Annotated in this window: 16 protein-coding genes, 1 tRNA gene and 1 riboswitch; of the genes, 6 read left to right on the plus strand and 11 right to left on the minus strand. The window is 38.1% G+C overall.

What is annotated here, in order from left to right; all coding sequences use genetic code 11:
* Positions 1-65: 65 nt before the first annotated feature.
* From C7J88_RS06830 to C7J88_RS06855, 6 genes are all read right to left on the minus strand, one after another.
* Positions 66-1,349 (minus strand): O-acetylhomoserine aminocarboxypropyltransferase/cysteine synthase family protein, encoded by a 1,284-nt coding sequence (locus C7J88_RS06830; RefSeq protein ID WP_095118017.1) that lies wholly within the window; start codon positions 1,347-1,349, stop codon positions 66-68.
* 105 nt (positions 1,350-1,454) lie between these two features.
* Positions 1,455-1,554: riboswitch (SAM riboswitch) on the minus strand.
* A gap of 92 nt (positions 1,555-1,646) precedes the next feature.
* The gene (gene nrdG, locus C7J88_RS06835; protein ID WP_095118018.1) at positions 1,647-2,186 is read right to left on the minus strand and encodes an anaerobic ribonucleoside-triphosphate reductase activating protein; all 540 of its coding nucleotides are present in this window, start codon (positions 2,184-2,186) and stop codon (positions 1,647-1,649) included.
* Positions 2,183-4,057, minus strand: a complete 1,875-nt coding sequence (gene nrdD / locus C7J88_RS06840) for an anaerobic ribonucleoside-triphosphate reductase (RefSeq protein WP_268233733.1) — start codon at positions 4,055-4,057, stop codon at positions 2,183-2,185. The genes nrdG and nrdD overlap by 4 nt, the downstream gene beginning before the upstream one ends.
* A 211-nt stretch (positions 4,058-4,268) precedes the next feature.
* Complete coding sequence (locus C7J88_RS06845; RefSeq protein WP_095118020.1) at positions 4,269-4,526, minus strand: hypothetical protein; 258 nt, start codon at positions 4,524-4,526, stop codon at positions 4,269-4,271.
* An 18-nt stretch (positions 4,527-4,544) separates the two neighbouring features.
* Positions 4,545-6,167 (minus strand): poly(glycerol-phosphate) alpha-glucosyltransferase, encoded by a 1,623-nt coding sequence (locus tag C7J88_RS06850; protein ID WP_095118021.1) that lies wholly within the window; start codon positions 6,165-6,167, stop codon positions 4,545-4,547.
* 295 nt (positions 6,168-6,462) lie between these two features.
* Positions 6,463-6,555: transfer RNA gene (locus C7J88_RS06855), tRNA-Ser, on the minus strand.
* Positions 6,556-6,721: 166 nt separating this feature from the next.
* Between C7J88_RS06855 and C7J88_RS06860 the strand changes: the two genes are divergently transcribed.
* The 3 genes from C7J88_RS06860 to C7J88_RS06870 all read left to right on the plus strand — a co-directional run bounded on the left by C7J88_RS06860 (position 6,722) and on the right by C7J88_RS06870 (position 10,876).
* Positions 6,722-7,831, plus strand: coding sequence for a YibE/F family protein (locus C7J88_RS06860; protein WP_095118158.1), 1,110 nt, complete (start codon positions 6,722-6,724; stop codon positions 7,829-7,831).
* Complete coding sequence (locus C7J88_RS06865; protein WP_095118022.1) at positions 7,828-8,586, plus strand: YibE/F family protein; 759 nt, start codon at positions 7,828-7,830, stop codon at positions 8,584-8,586. Before C7J88_RS06860 ends, C7J88_RS06865 begins: the two co-directional genes overlap by 4 nt.
* A 238-nt stretch (positions 8,587-8,824) precedes the next feature.
* Positions 8,825-10,876: a Mur ligase family protein gene (locus C7J88_RS06870; RefSeq protein WP_095118023.1), complete on the plus strand. Its 2,052-nt coding sequence runs from the start codon at positions 8,825-8,827 to the stop codon at positions 10,874-10,876.
* Positions 10,877-10,925: 49 nt separating this feature from the next.
* Here the strand turns inward: C7J88_RS06870 and isaB are convergent, their stop codons facing one another.
* Complete coding sequence (gene isaB, locus C7J88_RS06875) at positions 10,926-11,453, minus strand: immunodominant staphylococcal antigen IsaB family protein (RefSeq protein ID WP_095118024.1); 528 nt, start codon at positions 11,451-11,453, stop codon at positions 10,926-10,928.
* A gap of 284 nt (positions 11,454-11,737) precedes the next feature.
* Between isaB and C7J88_RS06880 the strand changes: the two genes are divergently transcribed.
* Entirely contained in the window at positions 11,738-12,010 is a 273-nt protein-coding gene (locus C7J88_RS06880; RefSeq protein ID WP_095118025.1) for a hypothetical protein, read from the plus strand.
* 48 nt (positions 12,011-12,058) lie between these two features.
* On the opposite strand, the gene C7J88_RS06885 is transcribed toward C7J88_RS06880, so the two are convergent.
* The 3 genes from C7J88_RS06885 to C7J88_RS06895 all read right to left on the minus strand — a co-directional run bounded on the left by C7J88_RS06885 (position 12,059) and on the right by C7J88_RS06895 (position 15,648).
* Positions 12,059-13,048 (minus strand): LysM peptidoglycan-binding domain-containing protein, encoded by a 990-nt coding sequence (locus C7J88_RS06885; protein WP_308671359.1) that lies wholly within the window; start codon positions 13,046-13,048, stop codon positions 12,059-12,061.
* Between the two features lie 548 nt (positions 13,049-13,596).
* Positions 13,597-14,748, minus strand: coding sequence for a bifunctional cystathionine gamma-lyase/homocysteine desulfhydrase (locus C7J88_RS06890; protein ID WP_095118027.1), 1,152 nt, complete (start codon positions 14,746-14,748; stop codon positions 13,597-13,599).
* A gap of 3 nt (positions 14,749-14,751) precedes the next feature.
* Positions 14,752-15,648 carry a PLP-dependent cysteine synthase family protein gene (locus C7J88_RS06895; RefSeq protein ID WP_095118028.1) on the minus strand — a complete coding sequence of 299 codons (897 nt, stop codon included), beginning with the start codon at positions 15,646-15,648 and terminating at the stop codon, positions 14,752-14,754.
* Between the two features lie 173 nt (positions 15,649-15,821).
* On the opposite strand from C7J88_RS06895, the gene C7J88_RS06900 reads away from it, so the two are divergent.
* Positions 15,822-17,162 (plus strand): carboxylesterase family protein, encoded by a 1,341-nt coding sequence (locus tag C7J88_RS06900; RefSeq protein ID WP_095118029.1) that lies wholly within the window; start codon positions 15,822-15,824, stop codon positions 17,160-17,162.
* Positions 17,163-17,208: 46 nt separating this feature from the next.
* Here the strand turns inward: C7J88_RS06900 and C7J88_RS06905 are convergent, their stop codons facing one another.
* The gene (locus tag C7J88_RS06905; RefSeq protein ID WP_095118030.1) at positions 17,209-18,537 is read right to left on the minus strand and encodes a sodium-dependent transporter; all 1,329 of its coding nucleotides are present in this window, start codon (positions 18,535-18,537) and stop codon (positions 17,209-17,211) included.
* Between the two features lie 193 nt (positions 18,538-18,730).
* Between C7J88_RS06905 and C7J88_RS06910 the strand changes: the two genes are divergently transcribed.
* On the plus strand, positions 18,731-18,922 hold the full coding sequence (locus C7J88_RS06910; protein ID WP_095118031.1) for a hypothetical protein: 192 nt from the start codon (positions 18,731-18,733) through the stop codon (positions 18,920-18,922).
* Positions 18,923-18,931 lie beyond the last annotated feature (9 nt).

Raw genomic sequence — 18,931 nt, forward strand, 5'->3', positions numbered from 1 at the left:
ATTGAATTACACACATAAAAACACTTCAGAAACCTGTGTGAAGGGAATCTGAAGTGTTTTGTGTTTTATGATTGAATTGCCGCAAAGCCACGATCTAAGTCAGCGATAATATCATTGATATGTTCAATACCGATAGACAAGCGAATCGTTTCCGGCTCAATACCTGCAGCACGTTGCTCTTCTTCTGTTAATTGTTGATGTGTTGTGGATGCTGGATGAATCACTAATGACTTCGCATCTCCTACGTTAGCGAGTAATGAGAACAGTTCCAATCCTTCAATGAACTGTTTACCTGCTTCATAACCACCTTTCACGCCAAATGTAAAGATAGATCCCGCACCTTTTGGTAAATATCGCTGTTTATTTTCATAGTATTCGTTTGATTCTAAACCAGCATATTTTACCCATGCTACTTGATCATGTGCTTCTAAATAACGTGCTACTTTTTCTGCGTTTTCAACGTGACGTTCAACACGTAATGATAACGTCTCTAAGCCTTGTGTTAATAAAAAGGCATTGAATGGTGACAGCGCTGCGCCTGTATCACGCAATAGTGTCGTACGAATTTTGAATGCGAGCGCGACTTCACCAAATGTTTGATGAAATACAAGACCATGATATGACGGATCTGGTTCAGTTAATCCTGGAAACTTACCATTGTCCCAGTCAAAGTTACCCGCGTCCACAATGACACCACCCATTGATGTGCCGTGACCACCGATAAACTTTGTTGCTGAGTGAACAACAATATTCGCACCGTGTTCAATCGGACGGAACAAGTATGGTGATGCGAATGTATTATCGACAATAAGCACAATACCATGTTTCTTTGTCACAGCGGCTAAAGCATCAAAGTCATCAATATTCCCTTCTGGATTACCGATTGTTTCAATAAAAAGGCCTTTCGTATTTGGACGGATTGCTGCTTCAATTTGTTCCACGTTCGTTGTATCTACTAATGTCACTTCAATGCCAAACTTAGGCAATGTATGACTGAAAAGTGTATGTGTGCCACCATATAATTTGTCACTCGCTACGATATGATCGCCGTTTTGTGCGACAGCTTGGATAGCATACGTTATTGCTGCCATACCTGACGCCACTGCAACACCCGCAACGCCACCTTCTAATTCCGCAACACGTGTCTCTAACACAGCCGTTGTTGGATTTGTCAATCGTGTGTAAATGTTACCTACTTCTTCCAAGCCAAACAATCTCGCCGCATGCCCTGTATCATCAAATGTAAATGAAGTCGTTTGATAAATTGGTAAGGCACGTGACTTGGACACTGCATCTACCTCTTGTCCTGCATGTAATTGTAATGTTTCAAATTCGAATGATTCCGTCATATGATTTCCTCCTATAAATAAAAAGCACACAGGCAAATCTCAAATTATATCAAGATTCCCTGCGTGCATCTATTCGTATAATCAATAGTTGATTTGATTATAAAAGGCTTATCTCTCAGGTTTATATCACCTGCAGGAATTAGCACCTAACTCAATAGGTTGCCTGGTTTCATAGGGCCTGTCCCTTCACCAATCTTGATAAGATATATTTATTGTCACCTGTTACTTTTAAATGTAACGCTATCATATATCAGAAAATTCCGAAAGTCAACCAATCTTTTTCAAATTCCGAGAAGTTTATTCAACATAGATTGCATCTCCTATTGATAATGTTTCGCCAAAGGTCGGTATATGAATCACCCGTTGATTCAACGATCCACGATAGGCAAGGTTAGGACGATAGAGATGTTGTACAAACATGCCATCCACAAGAACATCGATATCTTGAAGAAGTGCTTTGCGTTCATCATCTTGACGCCACAAATACTCGAGTTGATACCCTGTCCACACCCAAATATCTTTCGCATGACCGAAATGATGACGAAAAGCACGGATAAGCGGTTCAATGACTGCTAAGTTGCAGAAAGGTTCACCACCGAGAATGCTCAACCCTGAAATATATGAAGGCTCACAAGCTGCAATCACTTCATCAACGATGGTATCTGTGAAGGGTTCACCATAGCGAAAATGTTGTGCTGCGACATTGTAACATCCTGGACAACGAAATGGACACCCTGATACGTAAAGACTGCAACGAACCCCTTCACCATCTACAAAACTATGCGTTTCAATTTTGGCAACATAACCTGATCCTTGTATTATTGGCGTACCTTTCATGATTTTGGCACCTTCATATGTTTTACCCGTGCACAAATCTCTTTATGTCGTCCTTCAATTGTCGGACGTTGTACTGGGTTACCAAGATAGCCACACGTTCTTTTCACTACATCGACCGTTTCAGGATCTTGGTTACCACAGTTCGGACAGCGATAGCCTGTATCTGTCGTATCAAAGTCACCTTCAAATCCGCAGTCATAACAATGATCGATTGGAATATTCGTTCCCAAGTAACTGACACGATCATACGAATAATCCCATACCGCTTCTAACGCCTTTTTGTTGTGATCTAACTTCGGATACTCGCAGTAATGAATATAACCACCGCTCGCATAGTATGGATAGTCTTGTTCAAAATCTAACTTCTCAAACGGTGTCACATCTTTGCGCACATCATAATGGAAGGAATTTTGATAATAGCCTTTATCCGTTACATCGGGCACCGCTCCGAACTGTTCATAATCTAAACGACAAAAGCGATCAGTCAATGATTCACTTGGCGTACTGTATATACTAAACCATACATCGTGTTGCTCGGTCCAAGCATGTTGATAGTCACGCATCGCCTTTAAAATATCAATCGTAAACGCCTTGGCTTCTGGGTTCGTCTCCCAGTCGGGACCATAGAACACAGTCGCCACTTCATAGAGACCGATATACCCCATTGAGATTGTCGCACGTCGGTTTTCAAATAATGTAAACACATCATCTTGTTCTTGCAGACGATATTTAAACGCACCATGCTTGTACAAGATTGGTGCATTATTCGGTTCAGCTTGCTTCACACGTTTAATACGAAACGCCAACGCATCATGCAAAACACGCATGCGTTCTTTGAAGAGTGACCAAAACTGTGCCTGGTCGCCATTTGACTCCAGAGCGATACGCGGCAAATTCAATGTCACAACTCCTAAGTTACAACGTCCACTATTCTCATACTCGCCTTGTTCATTTTGCCAAGCGGGTAAGAACGAACGACAACCCATCGGCGCCTTGAAATCTCCTAAAAGTTCAACCGTCTTGTCATAGTTCAAAATATCTGGATACATCCGCTTCATTGAGCACTCTAACGCTAATTGCTTAATGTCATAATTGGGATCATTTGGAGCAAAGTTAACCCCTTTCTTAATAGAAAAGACGAGTTTTGGGAAAATGGCTGTCACACGATCTTTTCCTAATCCTTTAATGCGTGTTTGTAGAATTGCTTGTTGGATTTTACGACTCATCTCATCCGTGCCCAAGCCAAAACCAAATGTCACGAAAGGTGTTTGCCCATTAGAAGTATAGAGTGTATTCACTTCGTATTCTAAACTTTCAATCGCTGCAAAAATATCTTGCGTAACCTGTTCATCGACATAGCTTTCGACGTCTTCTTTGCGGACGTACTTTTCAGCCATTGCACGATGTTTACGTTCATTATGTATCGCATATTCACTGAGCACTTCATCGATTCGGTCAATCGTACAACCGCCGTACTGGCTGCTCGATACGTTCGCAATCATTTGTACAAGTTGTGCTGCCGCCGTTTGAATAGACTTCGGTGATGTTACATGTGCATTGCCTATTTGAAATCCATGTGCCAACATATCTTTCGCATCAATCAAGCAACAATTCGTGAGTGGTTGAAAAGGATGATAGTCCAAGTCATGAAAGTGAATCTCTCCTGATTGATGTGCTGCAGCTACGTGTTGTGGCAACAGATACATCAAACCGTATGATTTTGAAACAACCCCGGCAGTCAAATCACGCATCGTCGCAAATGTTTGACTGTCTTTATTTGCATTTTCATTCACAATTGCCGGATCTTTTGTGATCAGTCCTTTAAGGTCTTTTTCTAACTGATTCATATTTTCACGCTTCTTCCTACATATAGTGTCTGACACTCATTTTAGATACTATATATAGTGCTTTCAACTCACAACTAAGCTGTTAACTGATTTGTCATTTCTTTGAGAACGTTATGTGAACTTTATATCTTGCACAATCATGTCTTGATCATTACATGCGTTTGCACTATTTATTTTCTTGAAGATACAAAAAAGCGTCACACTCATGATTTCAGAATGTAACGCTTCGTTTATCTTATAATATAAAATCTAGAACGCCATAATATATGAAGAACATCTTTTTGCTCAATTTCGTTAAATAAAGTATTAAAATAATGAGCGTTGATATAAATATCGCTGATTTATATTTCTTTTTTTCTTTCTTTTCTTCCTTATCTTTTCCACTTTCTAAATAAGCAAGTAGCTCAGCTTCAATCTCTTTGTTGATTGCTTCATTCGGATCTTCATGCTTTTCATCGACGACATCATGGTCCCTTACTTTTTCTTCTGTCATCTGACTAACTCCTTACTACTATTTTTTAAATACATGCTGATACTGTACATATCCTGACAAGTAATGCTCAATATCATCAATTCGTACACGATAACCATGGTGCTTAATAAAGAAACTATTCAAAATGCGACTTGGATTTTTGAAATACATTGCAATTTCAGGGTAGAAAAAGCCTGTGCGCTCATAGTCTGCACGTGTATGAATCGTATCTAAAAATTTCTCTTCATCTAATAATTCATCAACTAAATATTGGTATCCTGATGCTTTGGCCTTTTCAACTAAATGATACGTTGCCATCAACATCTCTAGGAACGTCGGGAAGGTTGTTTCCCTTTGTTTCATATAATCTAAATATGAACTTACGTTATTGATACCAAATCTGAAGTACTTCTCATGTGGTGTCACTTGAACTAATTCGTTCGTACAGTACCCAAGCCAGTGGTCATGATACTTCCAATAATCATTTTTGATGAAGTGCTCAAATAATGTTTGCACCGTTTTCAACCAGCGTTCGTCATGATCTTGTTGATACAAACGCAATAAACCGAGTGCTGCTTCCCCATCATAATAAACGATACGGTATTTCTCTTTAACTGAGAAGTCTGGGTAATTTAAAATATGCACCGTTTCACCCGTAGTTGGATCAATCATCTTCAATATACCTTCTGCAACACTTTGTGCATATTTCAAGTAGCTTGTGTTTTGGCCGCCATGTTTTAAATACTCACACACCGCAAAAATAAACGCAGCATTTTGTCCGAGTTTTATCTCATTAACATCTTTCGTATCATCAAAGACAAATTGTGCACCCGTCTCATCCGTTGCAATATAATGTTTAATAATGTACTCAATCGCACGTTCAACTGGCTTTAAGTCTTTACCTAAGTATGATAAGCCTTCTACCAATGAATATGTTGATGATGAGTGACGTAACATGTTATAGAAGTTAATCGTCTTATCAAAATGTGGGAAGTAACCATAAATGTAGCGCCCATCTTCTTGTAACATACCTTCTAAAAATGTCGTACTATGAGCGATTAAGCGATCCATCTCAACATTTAAATCTTCTATTTGACGAAGGTTTTTTTGATAACCTTTATTGTGAAGTCGATAAATACCATCTCCATCAAAAACGAACCCTTGTGTATAGAATTTTGTAACTGTCTCACCTTTATATGCAGCAATGCTAAATTTGCGACGATGACCTGTATATTTCTTCAAATAATTGTTGATATTGTCTTCTGATAAATACATGTTTGATGTCCCTTTTTCAGGACGAATAAAGGCATTCGCATTAATCTCTTCTGGCAAAAATGTTAAATACCAGTTTTTATCTAATGCGATACCAAAATCTATATAGTTTCGTCGTGTGCGCACTAATTCTTCTGCCACATCATCGAATAATACCGGTTCTGTTTCTGTTACGATATCAACCTTAATCCATTCTGGAAACTTGCCTACTTTCGATCTAAACTTTTGACAATATTTATGAATATCGCGATCAAGATGACGACGATTTTTGAATAAACTGACTTGTGCTTTCCTATCTGGAACACCTAAACTAATGAAAACATAGTCATACGCCAACGACTCTTGTTCGATTTTTTTAACAAGTGCTTGAATATTATTTTCTAGCGTCATACCTTTTCTCCTTTTAATCCCATTTACTATACTTTACAAGTATTTAAGGATTTCTGCAACGGTTAATAAAAGCATGATGTCTTAAAATAGCCTATGTCTATCCATTGAAAAATCTATATTGATTAAAGTTTTAATAATAAATATATATAGAACTAATATGATTTAATACTTTTATAATCAATATTAACCGTTTTTAAACATAAAAAAAGAAGCATCTCATATCGTTATGAGATGCTTCTTCTGTGTTCTGGGATCATCCAGATTTTTATCTATTAGTCTTGGATTTTACTTATAATGGCGGAGGAAGAGGGATTCGAACCCCCGCGAGCCGTTAAGCCCCTGTCGGTTTTCAAGACCGATCCCTTCAGCCGGACTTGGGTATTCCTCCGTATCTCGAACACAATAACCATAATATAATAGCTCCCATATAATGTCAACATTATTTTCAAATTTTTTCATACTTTTTTGTGGCTCACATTTGATATTCACTCATTACTAAGATACGCTTATTTTATTCATTTGTATTTTGTTCATAAAAGGAGCGACTTCCATTGATTCATCGATTATTTCGAAACCCATGGCATGTCATCATCGGTATTTGTCTCGCATTAACTATTGGACTTGTCAGCTTCACTTATTACAATGCATCCTTTTATCAAGTACCTATTGGAGAAGTGACAAAAGTAACATCGCATCACAGTAAAAAAACAGTTGATGAACAGCATAATCGTGACACACACTATACAGACCAATTATCAGTCAAACTGTTGAACACTGCTCAAAAAGGAGCGACTTTGAAGGTGGAACATCAGTACAATGCCTCTCATACTGAAGCTCAGCCATACCGAGTAGGAGATCGACTTCTATTACATATCAATGCTTCAACAAATGAAGCTTATGTAGTGGAAAAGAAAAGAGATACACTTGTTGTGACAGTACTGAGTGTATTCATACTCTCCTTACTTGTCATCGGTCAAAGAATCGGACTACAATCAATTGTCTCATTAATGATGAACACTGGGGCAATTCTAGTTGCTGTATGGTTATACAACCAAAATCCAAACTTAAACCTATTTCTTTTGATGAGTATTGCAGTTGTTGTAGCAACGAGTCTAACGCTAGCACTCGTCACTGGGTGGCAGTCACGGACGGTTGTGACGATTGCGAGTACCATACTCGGTACATTTATCTGCGTTGGTATTGCGTGGCTCGTCATTACCTTAACCAATAGTCAAGGAATCAAATATGAGACGATGAGTTTTTTAACGGTACAACCTAAAATGATTTTTCTAACTTCTGTGTTAGTTGGTACACTTGGTGCGGTGATGGATGTTGCCATCACGATATCCAGTGGAATGTATGAGATTTTACAGCGCACACCATCGATTCCAACACAACGTTGGATTAAAGCTGGTCAAAATATTGGAAAAGATATTATGGGGACGATGACGAATATTTTATTATTTTCTTATTTAGCAGGAAGCCTTCCAATGTTGTTATTATTTTTAAAGAATGGCAACACATTGACATACAGCATTTCAATGAACTGGTCTCTTGAAATATGTCGTGCGATCACAGGTGGTATCGGTATCGTATTAACTGTGCCACTTACCATTCTTCTTATGCAGATTTGGCATCGATGGAAAGGAGGGCACATCCAATGAACGCAATTTTGATTCTGATGCTCATCCTATTCATCTTGATGAGCCTGCTTGGTGGAAAAACAGGTGTCGTTTCATTTTTCACTTTGTTTTTGAACTTTATTATTCTATTTATCACACTGTTGTTCATTGTGTTCGGTGCACCAATTTATATTATGTGTTTCGTTTTCAGCCTGTTAATTGCAGCAGTCAATCTATTTCTTCTGAACGGCGTAAATATCAAAACGGTTGCCGCCTTTATTGCGAGTATTTTCACTACGCTACTCATGTTGGCAGCCATTTATTTTTCAGTGCACACTGGACATCTACAAGGGTTCACACCTGAAGAACAAGACGAAACATATGTGTATTCTTTAAATATCGGTATTAATATGACGCAATTCATGATATTTACAGTCATATTAGCAGTTATTGCAGCAGTCATTGATCTGGCTATCACAATCAGTTCACCTGTATATGAGTTGCACGTGACAAACCCTACGTTAACACGAAAACAACTCTTTGTTTCTGGTATGCGTGTTGGTAGAGAAATTCTAGCGACTTCTGCAAATACAATCTATCTCGCCTTTTTAGGCGGATCTCTAACATTACTGTTTTGGTTTTTTAACTTAGATTATCGCTTAGAGCATCTGATAAATACCAAACTCTTCACACAAGAAATCATCACGATTGCACTTGGTGGAATTGCGATTGCAATATGTATCCCTATTACAGCTTTTATGACAGCGACCTTGCTCACACGACAAAACAATAATTGAATGACTTCTCCTCAAACTTAGATGATACGAACTGCTTGAGATTAAGACAAAATTTATACTTCGGGGTATATCCCAAAGTATAAATTTCTTACGTCTCATCTCTATGCAGTTTTTTTCGTTACTACTTCTTATTGATTTTGTGTAAAAATTTTATACAAAAGTATATTCGGCGCTTCAAAACCCATTCAATATGCTATAATCAACACTGAAAACTTATATTCTAGGGGTATATTTATCTATGTTAACTATTAAAGCAATCAATAACATCCTTAATGGCAAAACAATTAACGTGGATCAACATAATGAAAATAATATTATCGATGACTTCGAAACTATTTTTAACTATGTGGATTCAAAACGCACTGCATTCTTTTCACCAAATAAAAAAACATGGTCTCGCTTTTTAGGTAGAGGCAAAAATGCACCAGACGGTAACGATCTAATCAACCTTGAACAAGAAGACATTGGACTAATCATCACTGAAAAAGAAGTAGAAGGATTACATCACCCAATTCCACAAATTATTATCGAAGACTCTGTTGCATCTTTTAAAAAATTAGCAATTTATATTCGTAATCAATATACAAACCCACTCATCGCAATCACTGGTTCAATGGGTAAGAGTTCTACACGTATGATTACAGCTTCACTCTTGCAAGATTATCATGTGTTAGAGAATAGAGGGAATAACAATGTACGTGGTGCAATCTATTCAAACATGTTGAAGTTGATTAAAAATCCTGACTTTGCGGTGATTGAAACATCTCTCAACGCCATCAATTATATTGAGGATACTGCCGTGAACTTACGCCCTGACGTCGCCGTTGTGACAGGGATTGGCGCAGCACACTTTTCATCATTCAAAAGCATAGAAGAAATTGCACAACTGAAGGCACGTATCTTTAATGGTTTATCCGAAGATGGGATTGCCATTATCAATGGCGATACATTATTCGTTGACTATCTGAAAGAACAAGCAACAAAACAGACAAAACACGTTTTTACGTATTCGACAGTTACGTCATCTCATGCTGACCTTACACCGGAGTTCATCCAATACCAAAAAGGATATATTCAATTCGGTATCTCAGAAGCTGACAGTGTTGAAACATACAAACTCAATACGATTAGTTCAGGTATGATTTCTAATACACTTGCTGCATTACTCACATTGAAAAAACTCGGTATATCAATTAACCCTAAAGCATTAGAAGATTTCCAACCATTCTCAAAAATACTCAAAATGAAACAAGTTCAAGCACAACATCATCAATTAACACTTATCGATGATACACACAACGCTTCATTACCAGCAATGATTAACGCTATCAAAGCATTTGATAGTCAAACACAATTTTTCAAAGGAAATAAAATCATCGCAATCGGTCAGATTAGTGACTTAGGAGATAAAGCACGAGCAGTCCATGAAGAACTGGTTCCTGTGTTATCAGAATCAAATGCTGATTACATTCTCTGCTTGAATAACGATTTACGTCCTGTCGTCGGTCAAGTGAAAAACAAAAACATCTCATGGTATGCAAGTATTGAAACAATGATTAATGACTTGAAGTTTTTATGTAATGAAGATTCATTGACATTATTGAAGTCTTCCAGTGGCGGTACAGACTTCCCTGTGCTTGCTCGAAAACTACCGCACATCCTATCAGCCAATCGTACTCAATATCAACAAGCAGAGTTGTTTGATGAAATGTCACGCTTAGGAGAGAGTTATCTCATTATTGATAACGATACGCTCGAGATTACTCGTGCGCATAACGCTAACAATTCAATGACAATTGATGGGATAGGTCCATTTATCTTCTATCTATATGCAATGGACAACAACATAGAGAACATAACACAACCACTCAAGGAATGGGGAACAAACAACGAAACATTCTATACAGGACGACCTATATCGACATATGAGCTTTTGAAATATGCTACAAATAGTCCACATCCGTCTGTACTATACGAATTGTCAGATCGTTTATTTAAAAATTTTCGAAATAGAAGTCAGTATACACGTCAATTAATTGAGAAATATGATTTCAACCCATCTGTATCGATTAACCTTACCGGACGATTTATGAAGAAAGAACGTCAAAGTTATTCTGTACATGACTTGTATCAAATATTGAAAGATTATCAATATGACTTATTCCGCTTCAGCAATACATTTATGATTGGTCATAAACATAAGAGTGGATTTATTCGTGGATGTGATCAAACCATTATCTTCACTTCCCATACCAATCCAGATGCACTCAAATCTTTGATTAACTTCTAATAACAAATCGCACCACTACACGTTTGTATGTAGTGGTGCGATTTTATTATTATTTTACAACCACACGATCTTTCGCTGAGATTGTAACGACTTCATTCGGGAAGAAAGAAACTTGTGTTGTATCTGTATCATAAAATGCTTCTTTGTTTGCATGTTTTTGAATATCTTTCTTATTATCTTTAATTTTATCAATCTTAAGCACTAAGTCTACCAATTTTTGATTTTTATCAAATCCTAAAATGACATCATTCTTTTCATAATATGCAATGCCTGCTTCTGTTCCAATCGACTTCACATTTTTACCAAGCACTTTATCCATATCTGCTTTTGTTGATTGACCAACTTTTAAACCTTCATATTTGAAATTGTCTGCCGCTAATCCTTGATAGAAGTATTTATCTTTCAACGCATTATTATTTTTGTGATTAAATGTTCCTTTGTAACTGTAATACGGTTTTTGTTCTGCCTTTTTGTTAGTATGTGTTGACTTATCCGCAGCGTATGACACTGAAACCCCACCTAATAACAATCCTGCTGATACACTTGTCGCAACAAGCATCTTCATATATTTATTCATTTGAGTCACTCCTCTTTTCTTTCGTGATATTGTTCTACAATCACACGATATCGTATTCGCTATGTCATTATAGTAGTTGCTAGTTACCTATTTGACGAGATATTACTTTTATACGATACTTTAATCGTAACAAAATTGTCATCAATATACACGTATTTCACTATATCATGTCATAAATAGCCGTATAATAGTAAAAAATACAACAACTATGTGTACAATATTTAAAAAAGGATATATATTATACTGTACCCAAGATTATTGAAGTTATAAGGAGTGACATTGAAATGGCTAAAAAATCACAAAAAGGATTGAGCGTTTTATCAACTGTTTTATCTGGTACAACAATCGCACTAGATAGCTATAACTACTACGTTTATCGCTCAAAAAACAAACAACTAAGTTATTTATCACTAGGACTTGGTTCTGCCGATATGTTGTTAGATTTCTATCTATCATTTCGTGCCAAAAACAAATTCGTCAAAGCTTGGTCACTATTCTCACTCAGCCGCCAATTACGTGCACAAGCTGATAAATTCAAATCTATCAAGAATCAATAATGATAAAAGCAGTCGATCTCTATGTGATGAGATTGACTGCTTTTCATGTTAATGAATATATTTAAATGCTCGTACGCTATAACTTGGTATCGTACGATATGTCAACACGCCTGGTCCTGCGCTATAATTCATCTCTGATACGAGAATACTACCATCACTATTGATACGCTCAACATAAGCAACATGTCCATAGTAACCAAGATCAGATTGTAAGATAGATCCAACTGCCGGTTGATTATTTACTAAATAACCATCTCTTACAGCATTATTATCCCATGTATTGGCATTCCACCAATATGCACTGATTGCACGTCCTGCTGCTTGTCTCTTATTAAATACATGCCACGTACATTGTCCCCAGTCATAATAATTTTTATGATTAAAAACAGGTGACGTGCCATAATTTGTCGTTGTTGTTTGCGTTTGAGAAACCGTTGCCGTTCCAGTCACTTTTAACTTTTGTCCAGGGAAAATCAAGAAACTATTTAAGCCGTTCAAGTTCATAATATTTCGGTATGTCGTACCATATTTTGACGCAATCAATCCCAATGAATCACCCGGTTGTACCGTATAATAAGACCCATTCGTCGTATTGACAGTAGTTGTATTTTGACGTTGTACCGTTTGATTCGATACTGCTGATCCACTAACCTTTAACTTTTGTCCCGGATGGATCAGAAAACCGCTCAAACCGTTCAAGTTCATAATATTTTGGTATGTCGTTCCATATTTCGACGCAATCAACGCTAATGAATCGCCCGGTTGTACCGTGTAATATGATCCATTTCCGTTACTTGTATTCGTATTAGTACGTCTAGCACTTTGCGTCGTTGTTTGATTCGTAGCCGTTCCAGTTACTTTTAACTTTTGTCCCGGGTAAATTAAGAAGTTATTCAAGCCATTTAAACGCATAATATTTTGATACGTTGTACCATAGCGTGCTGCAATCGCTGATAACGAGTCACCACTTCTGACCGTATATGTTCCATTTGTTGCAGTATAACTTCTTTGATTGTTCGTTTGATTTGTTTGACGCACGGCTGTTCTGCCACCAGATACTTGTAACACTTGATTAGGGAAAATCAAGTTTGAGTTCAAGTTATTGTATGACTTCAGTTGTGCAATACTTATTTGATGTTTCGTGGCAATGGACCATAATGAATCGCCTGCTTGCACACGATATGTAGCTGCTTCTGCATCACTCACTGCAGCCACTGTCGAAATGGCTGATGTACCGATAACGGCTGCAATTACTTTTTTCCGCACAGTTTCTCTCTCCTAACGTAACTATTTTACATTTTTTCATTATACACGTCGTACATGTGAAAATATATACCATTTATATAACATTCTTATTACAAAATACTGTCGAAATGGGACACATGTTAAAAAAACACGCTAGGATTCCTTTATTTTCAACGGTTAAAAAAATAACGCCTTTTCACATGCAATATCTTCTGTTATGATCACTTTCTGGAAATAATAAGCTTGTGTGAAATATGGTCGCTTGCGACACAATTAAAAAACGCTGAAAAAAACTGGCAACCAGCTCTTCTCAACGCTTTTCAATCAATATTTCATCATCTTTATTTTGTTGTCAATGCGTCCAATGCTTGTTTCAAATCCGCCACTAGGTCTTCTGTATCTTCAATACCTAAAGAGAGTCTTACCAACCCATCCGCAATACCTTCTTTCGCACGAATATCTGCCGGGATAGATGCATGCGTCATCAAACTCGGTACCGAAATAAGGCTTTCCACAGCACCTAGACTTTCTGCTAATGTGAAATAACGTGTATCTGTGACTAATTCTTTTGCCTGCTCGACATCTGCCACTTCAAATGAAACTACGCCTGGTGTTCCTTCAGATTGCGCCTGATGTATCTCGTAATTCAAATGATCTTTTTGACTTGGATGATATACGTTTAATACATTGGGATGTTCTTCCAACATAGACACCACTGCCAACGCATTCTTTTCAATTTGATCTAATCTCAAGCCTAGTGTTTTAATTCCACGTATCAATAAATAGCTATCTTGTGGTCCAAGTACGCCACCCGTAGAGTTTTGGATAAAACCAATACGTTCTGCAAGGGCATCATCTGATACAGCTACAAGACCTGCCACGACATCACTATGTCCGCCTAAATATTTCGTTGCAGAGTGAACAACGATGTCCGCACCGAGTGTAAGTGGCGTTTGGAAGTATGGTGTCATAAACGTATTGTCTACAACTGTTAGCAGATCATGTTTACGTGCTAACTCACTGACAGCACGAATATCCGTGATACGTAATAACGGGTTAGATGGTGTTTCGATGAAGACCATCTTCGTTTGTGGTTGAATCTTATTTGCAATGTTTTGTACATCTGTTGTATTTACAAAGTCGAATGAAATACCATATCGTTCAAATACTTTTGTCATTGCACGATATGTCCCACCATAGACATCTGATCCTACGATAACATGATCGCCTTGATCCAATAACATGATGACTGCGCTGATTGCGGCGATACCAGATCCAAATGCAAAGCCGTGTTTGCCGTGCTCTAAATCCGCAATCACAGATTCTAATGCTGTACGCGTCGGGTTGGCCGTACGTGAATATTCATATCCTTGACGAAGTGAGCCAATCCCATCTTGTTCGTATGTACTCGTTTGATAAATGGGGGTTGTCACCGCTCCTGTGTATGGGTCTGTTGTCTTACCTCCATGAATGAGTAATGTCTTTTTATTCATAACTTAAACGCCTCCATATTGAAATATCTGTTTTGACATATAACGATCGCTACCGTCAGGGAATACGACAACGATATCACCTTGTTCAATGCGCTTAGCGACACGCAATGCACCTTCTAATGCTGCACCAGAAGAGCTCCCTACAAGTAATCCTTCATTTCTAGCTAATTCACGCACATGACGAAAAGCAATATCATCTGGCACTACTTCCACACAATCAATCCATGATGGCTCTAAAAACGGCGGCCATACTTCAACACCAATACCTTCTGTATCGTGTTTCCCCTTCTCACCACCACTTAAAATAGAGCCCGTCGGTTCAACAACAACGGATTTGACACCGTGTACTTGGAGTACTTCTGAAACACCTGAGAACGTTCCACCTGAACCAGCACCTGCCACAAAGTAATTCATCGACGGCAACGCCTGTATCAACTCCTGTGCCAATGTTTCTTTATAAGCGGCTGGATTATCTTGTGTTTCAAATTGATTCGTGTAATATGCACCTTCCGTTTCTGCAAATTGCTTGGCCGCTTGACGTGCACCTAGCATCCCGTCCGCTCGTGGTGTGCGATATATCGTTGCACCCATCACACGCATAATCTCTATCTTCTCTTCAGAAAATCCTTCCGGCGCAAAGATTACACATCGAATATCATACTGAGTTGCCACAAGTGCTAATCCGATACCTGTATTACCTGCCGTTGCTTCGACCAATTGACCGCCACGTTGCAAGTCACCGCGTGCAATTGCTTGTTCAATCAAGTGTTTCCCGAGACGATCTTTGACACTACCACCCGGGTTGTGCATCTCTAACTTTGCAAAAATACGAACATTTTCTGTACTGTAATGTCGCAAATGCACTAATGGTGTTTGACCTATTAAATCTATCGTATTCACAGCATAGACCCCTTTACAAAACCTAGTTGATTAATAAGAATTATAGGCGAAGTCTTCCAATATTTCAATCTATACACTCTCTATATCACTATTCACACTTTAAATCGAATATGCGTTACACTATTCATAAGAGATATACGTATCAACACGAATTAATAGAAGGGAGTATTCATATGGTAGTTATCCGAACGACATTGGGGAAAATTCAAGGTGTGCAACACGAACAGAGTGATAGCTTTAAAGGGATTCCTTATGCATTACCTCCCATCGGTAAGCGACGTTTCCGACATGCTGAACTTTGGACACAATCGTGGGAAGGCGTTCGTGATGCACGACGATTTAGTGCCATTCCAGTTCAACCACCGAATACACTCGAATCATTCTTCTCTACCCATCATCAAACATATGAACAGAGTGAAGATTGCCTTACACTCAATATTTGGCGACCCAATCAACATAGCAAGGACGCACCTTTGCCCGTCTTACTCTATTTTTATGGTGGAAGTTTTATCAATGGACATAGCACACAAGACCTCTATCAGCCAAAAGCCATTGTCGAACAACAACCTGTCATCGTCGTCACGTGTAATTATCGATTAGGTGCACTCGGTTTCCTTGATTGGTCAGCCATCAATGCTGCGTGGAATAGCAACAATGGTTTATCCGATCAAATATGTGCATTGCGCTGGGTACACCAACACATCAATGCTTTTGGTGGTGACCCAACACGCATTACACTCGTCGGTCAATCTGCTGGCGCTATGAGTATTCAAGCTTTGCTGCAACTCCCAAGCGTCCAACCACTTGTAAATAACGCTGTGTTGATGAGCGGCATTTTACAACCTGACACAGCTGAATATGCCAAACAAAAAGCACAGACATTTCAAGCTTTAAAAACGAATATCGCCTCTGAGACATCTTGGGAAACACTGTCGTCGGAGACTATTTTACAACTCATGGCACAACACCAAGCACAGTATGGCAAGTCAAAAGGACTTGAGTTGCTCTATCAGCCTGTTAACACAGAGACAATGCCTATACAGGCAAATGCCCCTTTACCGTGTCCGATATGGATGGGTGTAACGTCAGCAGAAGGTGATATTTATATTAAAAATGAACATAAAAAGTTAGATACTAAACAATTTCAAAAGGTTACGACACGTGCAGGACTTCCTAAACCGGCAACGCATGACATTCAAACAGCCCAACAACAGCGTGACTATATTACACATCATTACTTCCACAGGCCTTTTCAGGCTTATCTCAAAACACTGAAACAACATACAGACGTCTACACATATATCTTTGATTGGGTACATCCAACACACACTTCATATCAGAGTGCGTATCATATATTAGACATTCTGTTCTGGTTTGGTCGACTTGATATTATGACGGCACAAGGAGCCACTGTGAATGCCCATGATATACAGTTAAGCCAACAGATGATTCAAGACTTGAGTACATTTGCACATACGAGTCAACTTCCTGAAAAACATCATCATTATAACTAAAAAACACTTCCATCGCATTTGGTGGAAGTGTTTTTCTCTGAATGTTTTATAATAATTGTAAAATAAATACCGCTAGAATGACGAATGGTAAGACATACTTGACCAATGCATACCATGGGTAGAAAAATTTAAAGCGATCGCTTCCAAATCCTTGTTTGAGCAAGTTTTTATCGAGCAACTGTCCAACAACAAGTGTCGTTGCGAGCGCACCAAGTGGCATCAAAATATTAGATACTAAAAAGTCCATATTATCAAAAATGGTTCCTGCACCGAATTGGATATGGCTTAATGACCCAAATGATAGCATAGCTGGGATACTGATAATCAATACAGCAAGACTTGTTAATAATGCAACGCGTGAGCGCTTTGAGTTATCATTGCGTGTTAAATTTGAAACATTTAATTCTAATAATGAAATAGAAGATGTTAATGCAGCAAACAAGAACAAGATTAAGAAAGTAAAATAGAACAATGTCCCGTAATGCATCTTATCAAATACGAGCGGTAAAACTTTGAATAATAAGCCAGGTCCTTCCGTCGGCTCGTAACCAAATACTTGTAGCGCAGGGAAAATAGCGAGACCTGCTAAAATAGAAATAAAAATATTCATGACTACAATCGACAACGCTGATGATTTAATCGTCATCTCTTTAGAAGCATAGCTTGCGTATGTAATCATCCCTGTCGTACCGAGTGATAAGGCGAAGAATGACTGTCCTAAGGCGAACAGCATAGATTCCATCGTGATATCTTCAGTACGTGGTTGGAATAAGAAACGAACGCCTTCTGACGCACCTTCTAATGATAGTGATTTTGCGACAATCACAAGCAAAAAGATGAAGAGTAGCGGCATCATAATCTTAGATGCTTTCTCAAGTCCCTTTTCTACACCGAGCATCACAATTGCACATGTGAGCCCGATAAAAATAAATTGTCCCATAATTGTGTAAACGGGATTACTAATAATTGATTCAAACGCAATATCTGTCAAACCAGATGGCAGTACGTGTAATAATTGCATCAATACGATACCGATATAAATAACAATCCAACCGCCAATAACACTATAAAAACCAAATAATACAAAGACGGCGATATTCCCATTCCATCCAATAATGTTCAACCATTTCTTATTCGTTAATTTACTATATATCTCTGTTGTATATGTACGGCCAACCCTTCCGACAATAAATTCCATAATCAATAAAGGGAGTCCAACTAATATTGTAAATAATAGAAACATTAACAAAAATGCACCGCCACCGTACATTCCCGCCATATACGGAAACTTCCACATGGCGCCTAATCCTATCGCTGAACCGGCACTTGCCAATATAAATCCTGTTGAGGTTTTCCACTGCGACTCTTTTCGCAACTCTTTCACCCTTTCTACGTTAAAGCGATAAAGTGTTTTTTAACCGTAATTTATAGAACTATAACATACTATAAACATGCAATCAATATACCACAATCTTTTTTATAAAAAAATATTATGAAAATTCTGTGTAAACATTGAATATTTCCTTTCATTTGGTATGATTAAATTGAATAAAGAGGTGATTCATAAGATGACACAGAAGCTAAAAGAACTTATCTATCTTCTTGCGATTGTTATCAGTACACTTTGCGCATTGTCTTCCGTACTATTCAGCTTAAACCCTGCGATCACAGCCACAGTCACATTTATCGCCGTCCTTACGTTCGCAGTCGTATACTTCATAGTACCAACAACAGACAATCGTAGTAGACGCGTTAAATAGTCTCACTAC

The organism is Staphylococcus muscae, from assembly GCF_003019275.1.
GTDB lineage: Bacteria > Bacillota > Bacilli > Staphylococcales > Staphylococcaceae > Staphylococcus > Staphylococcus muscae.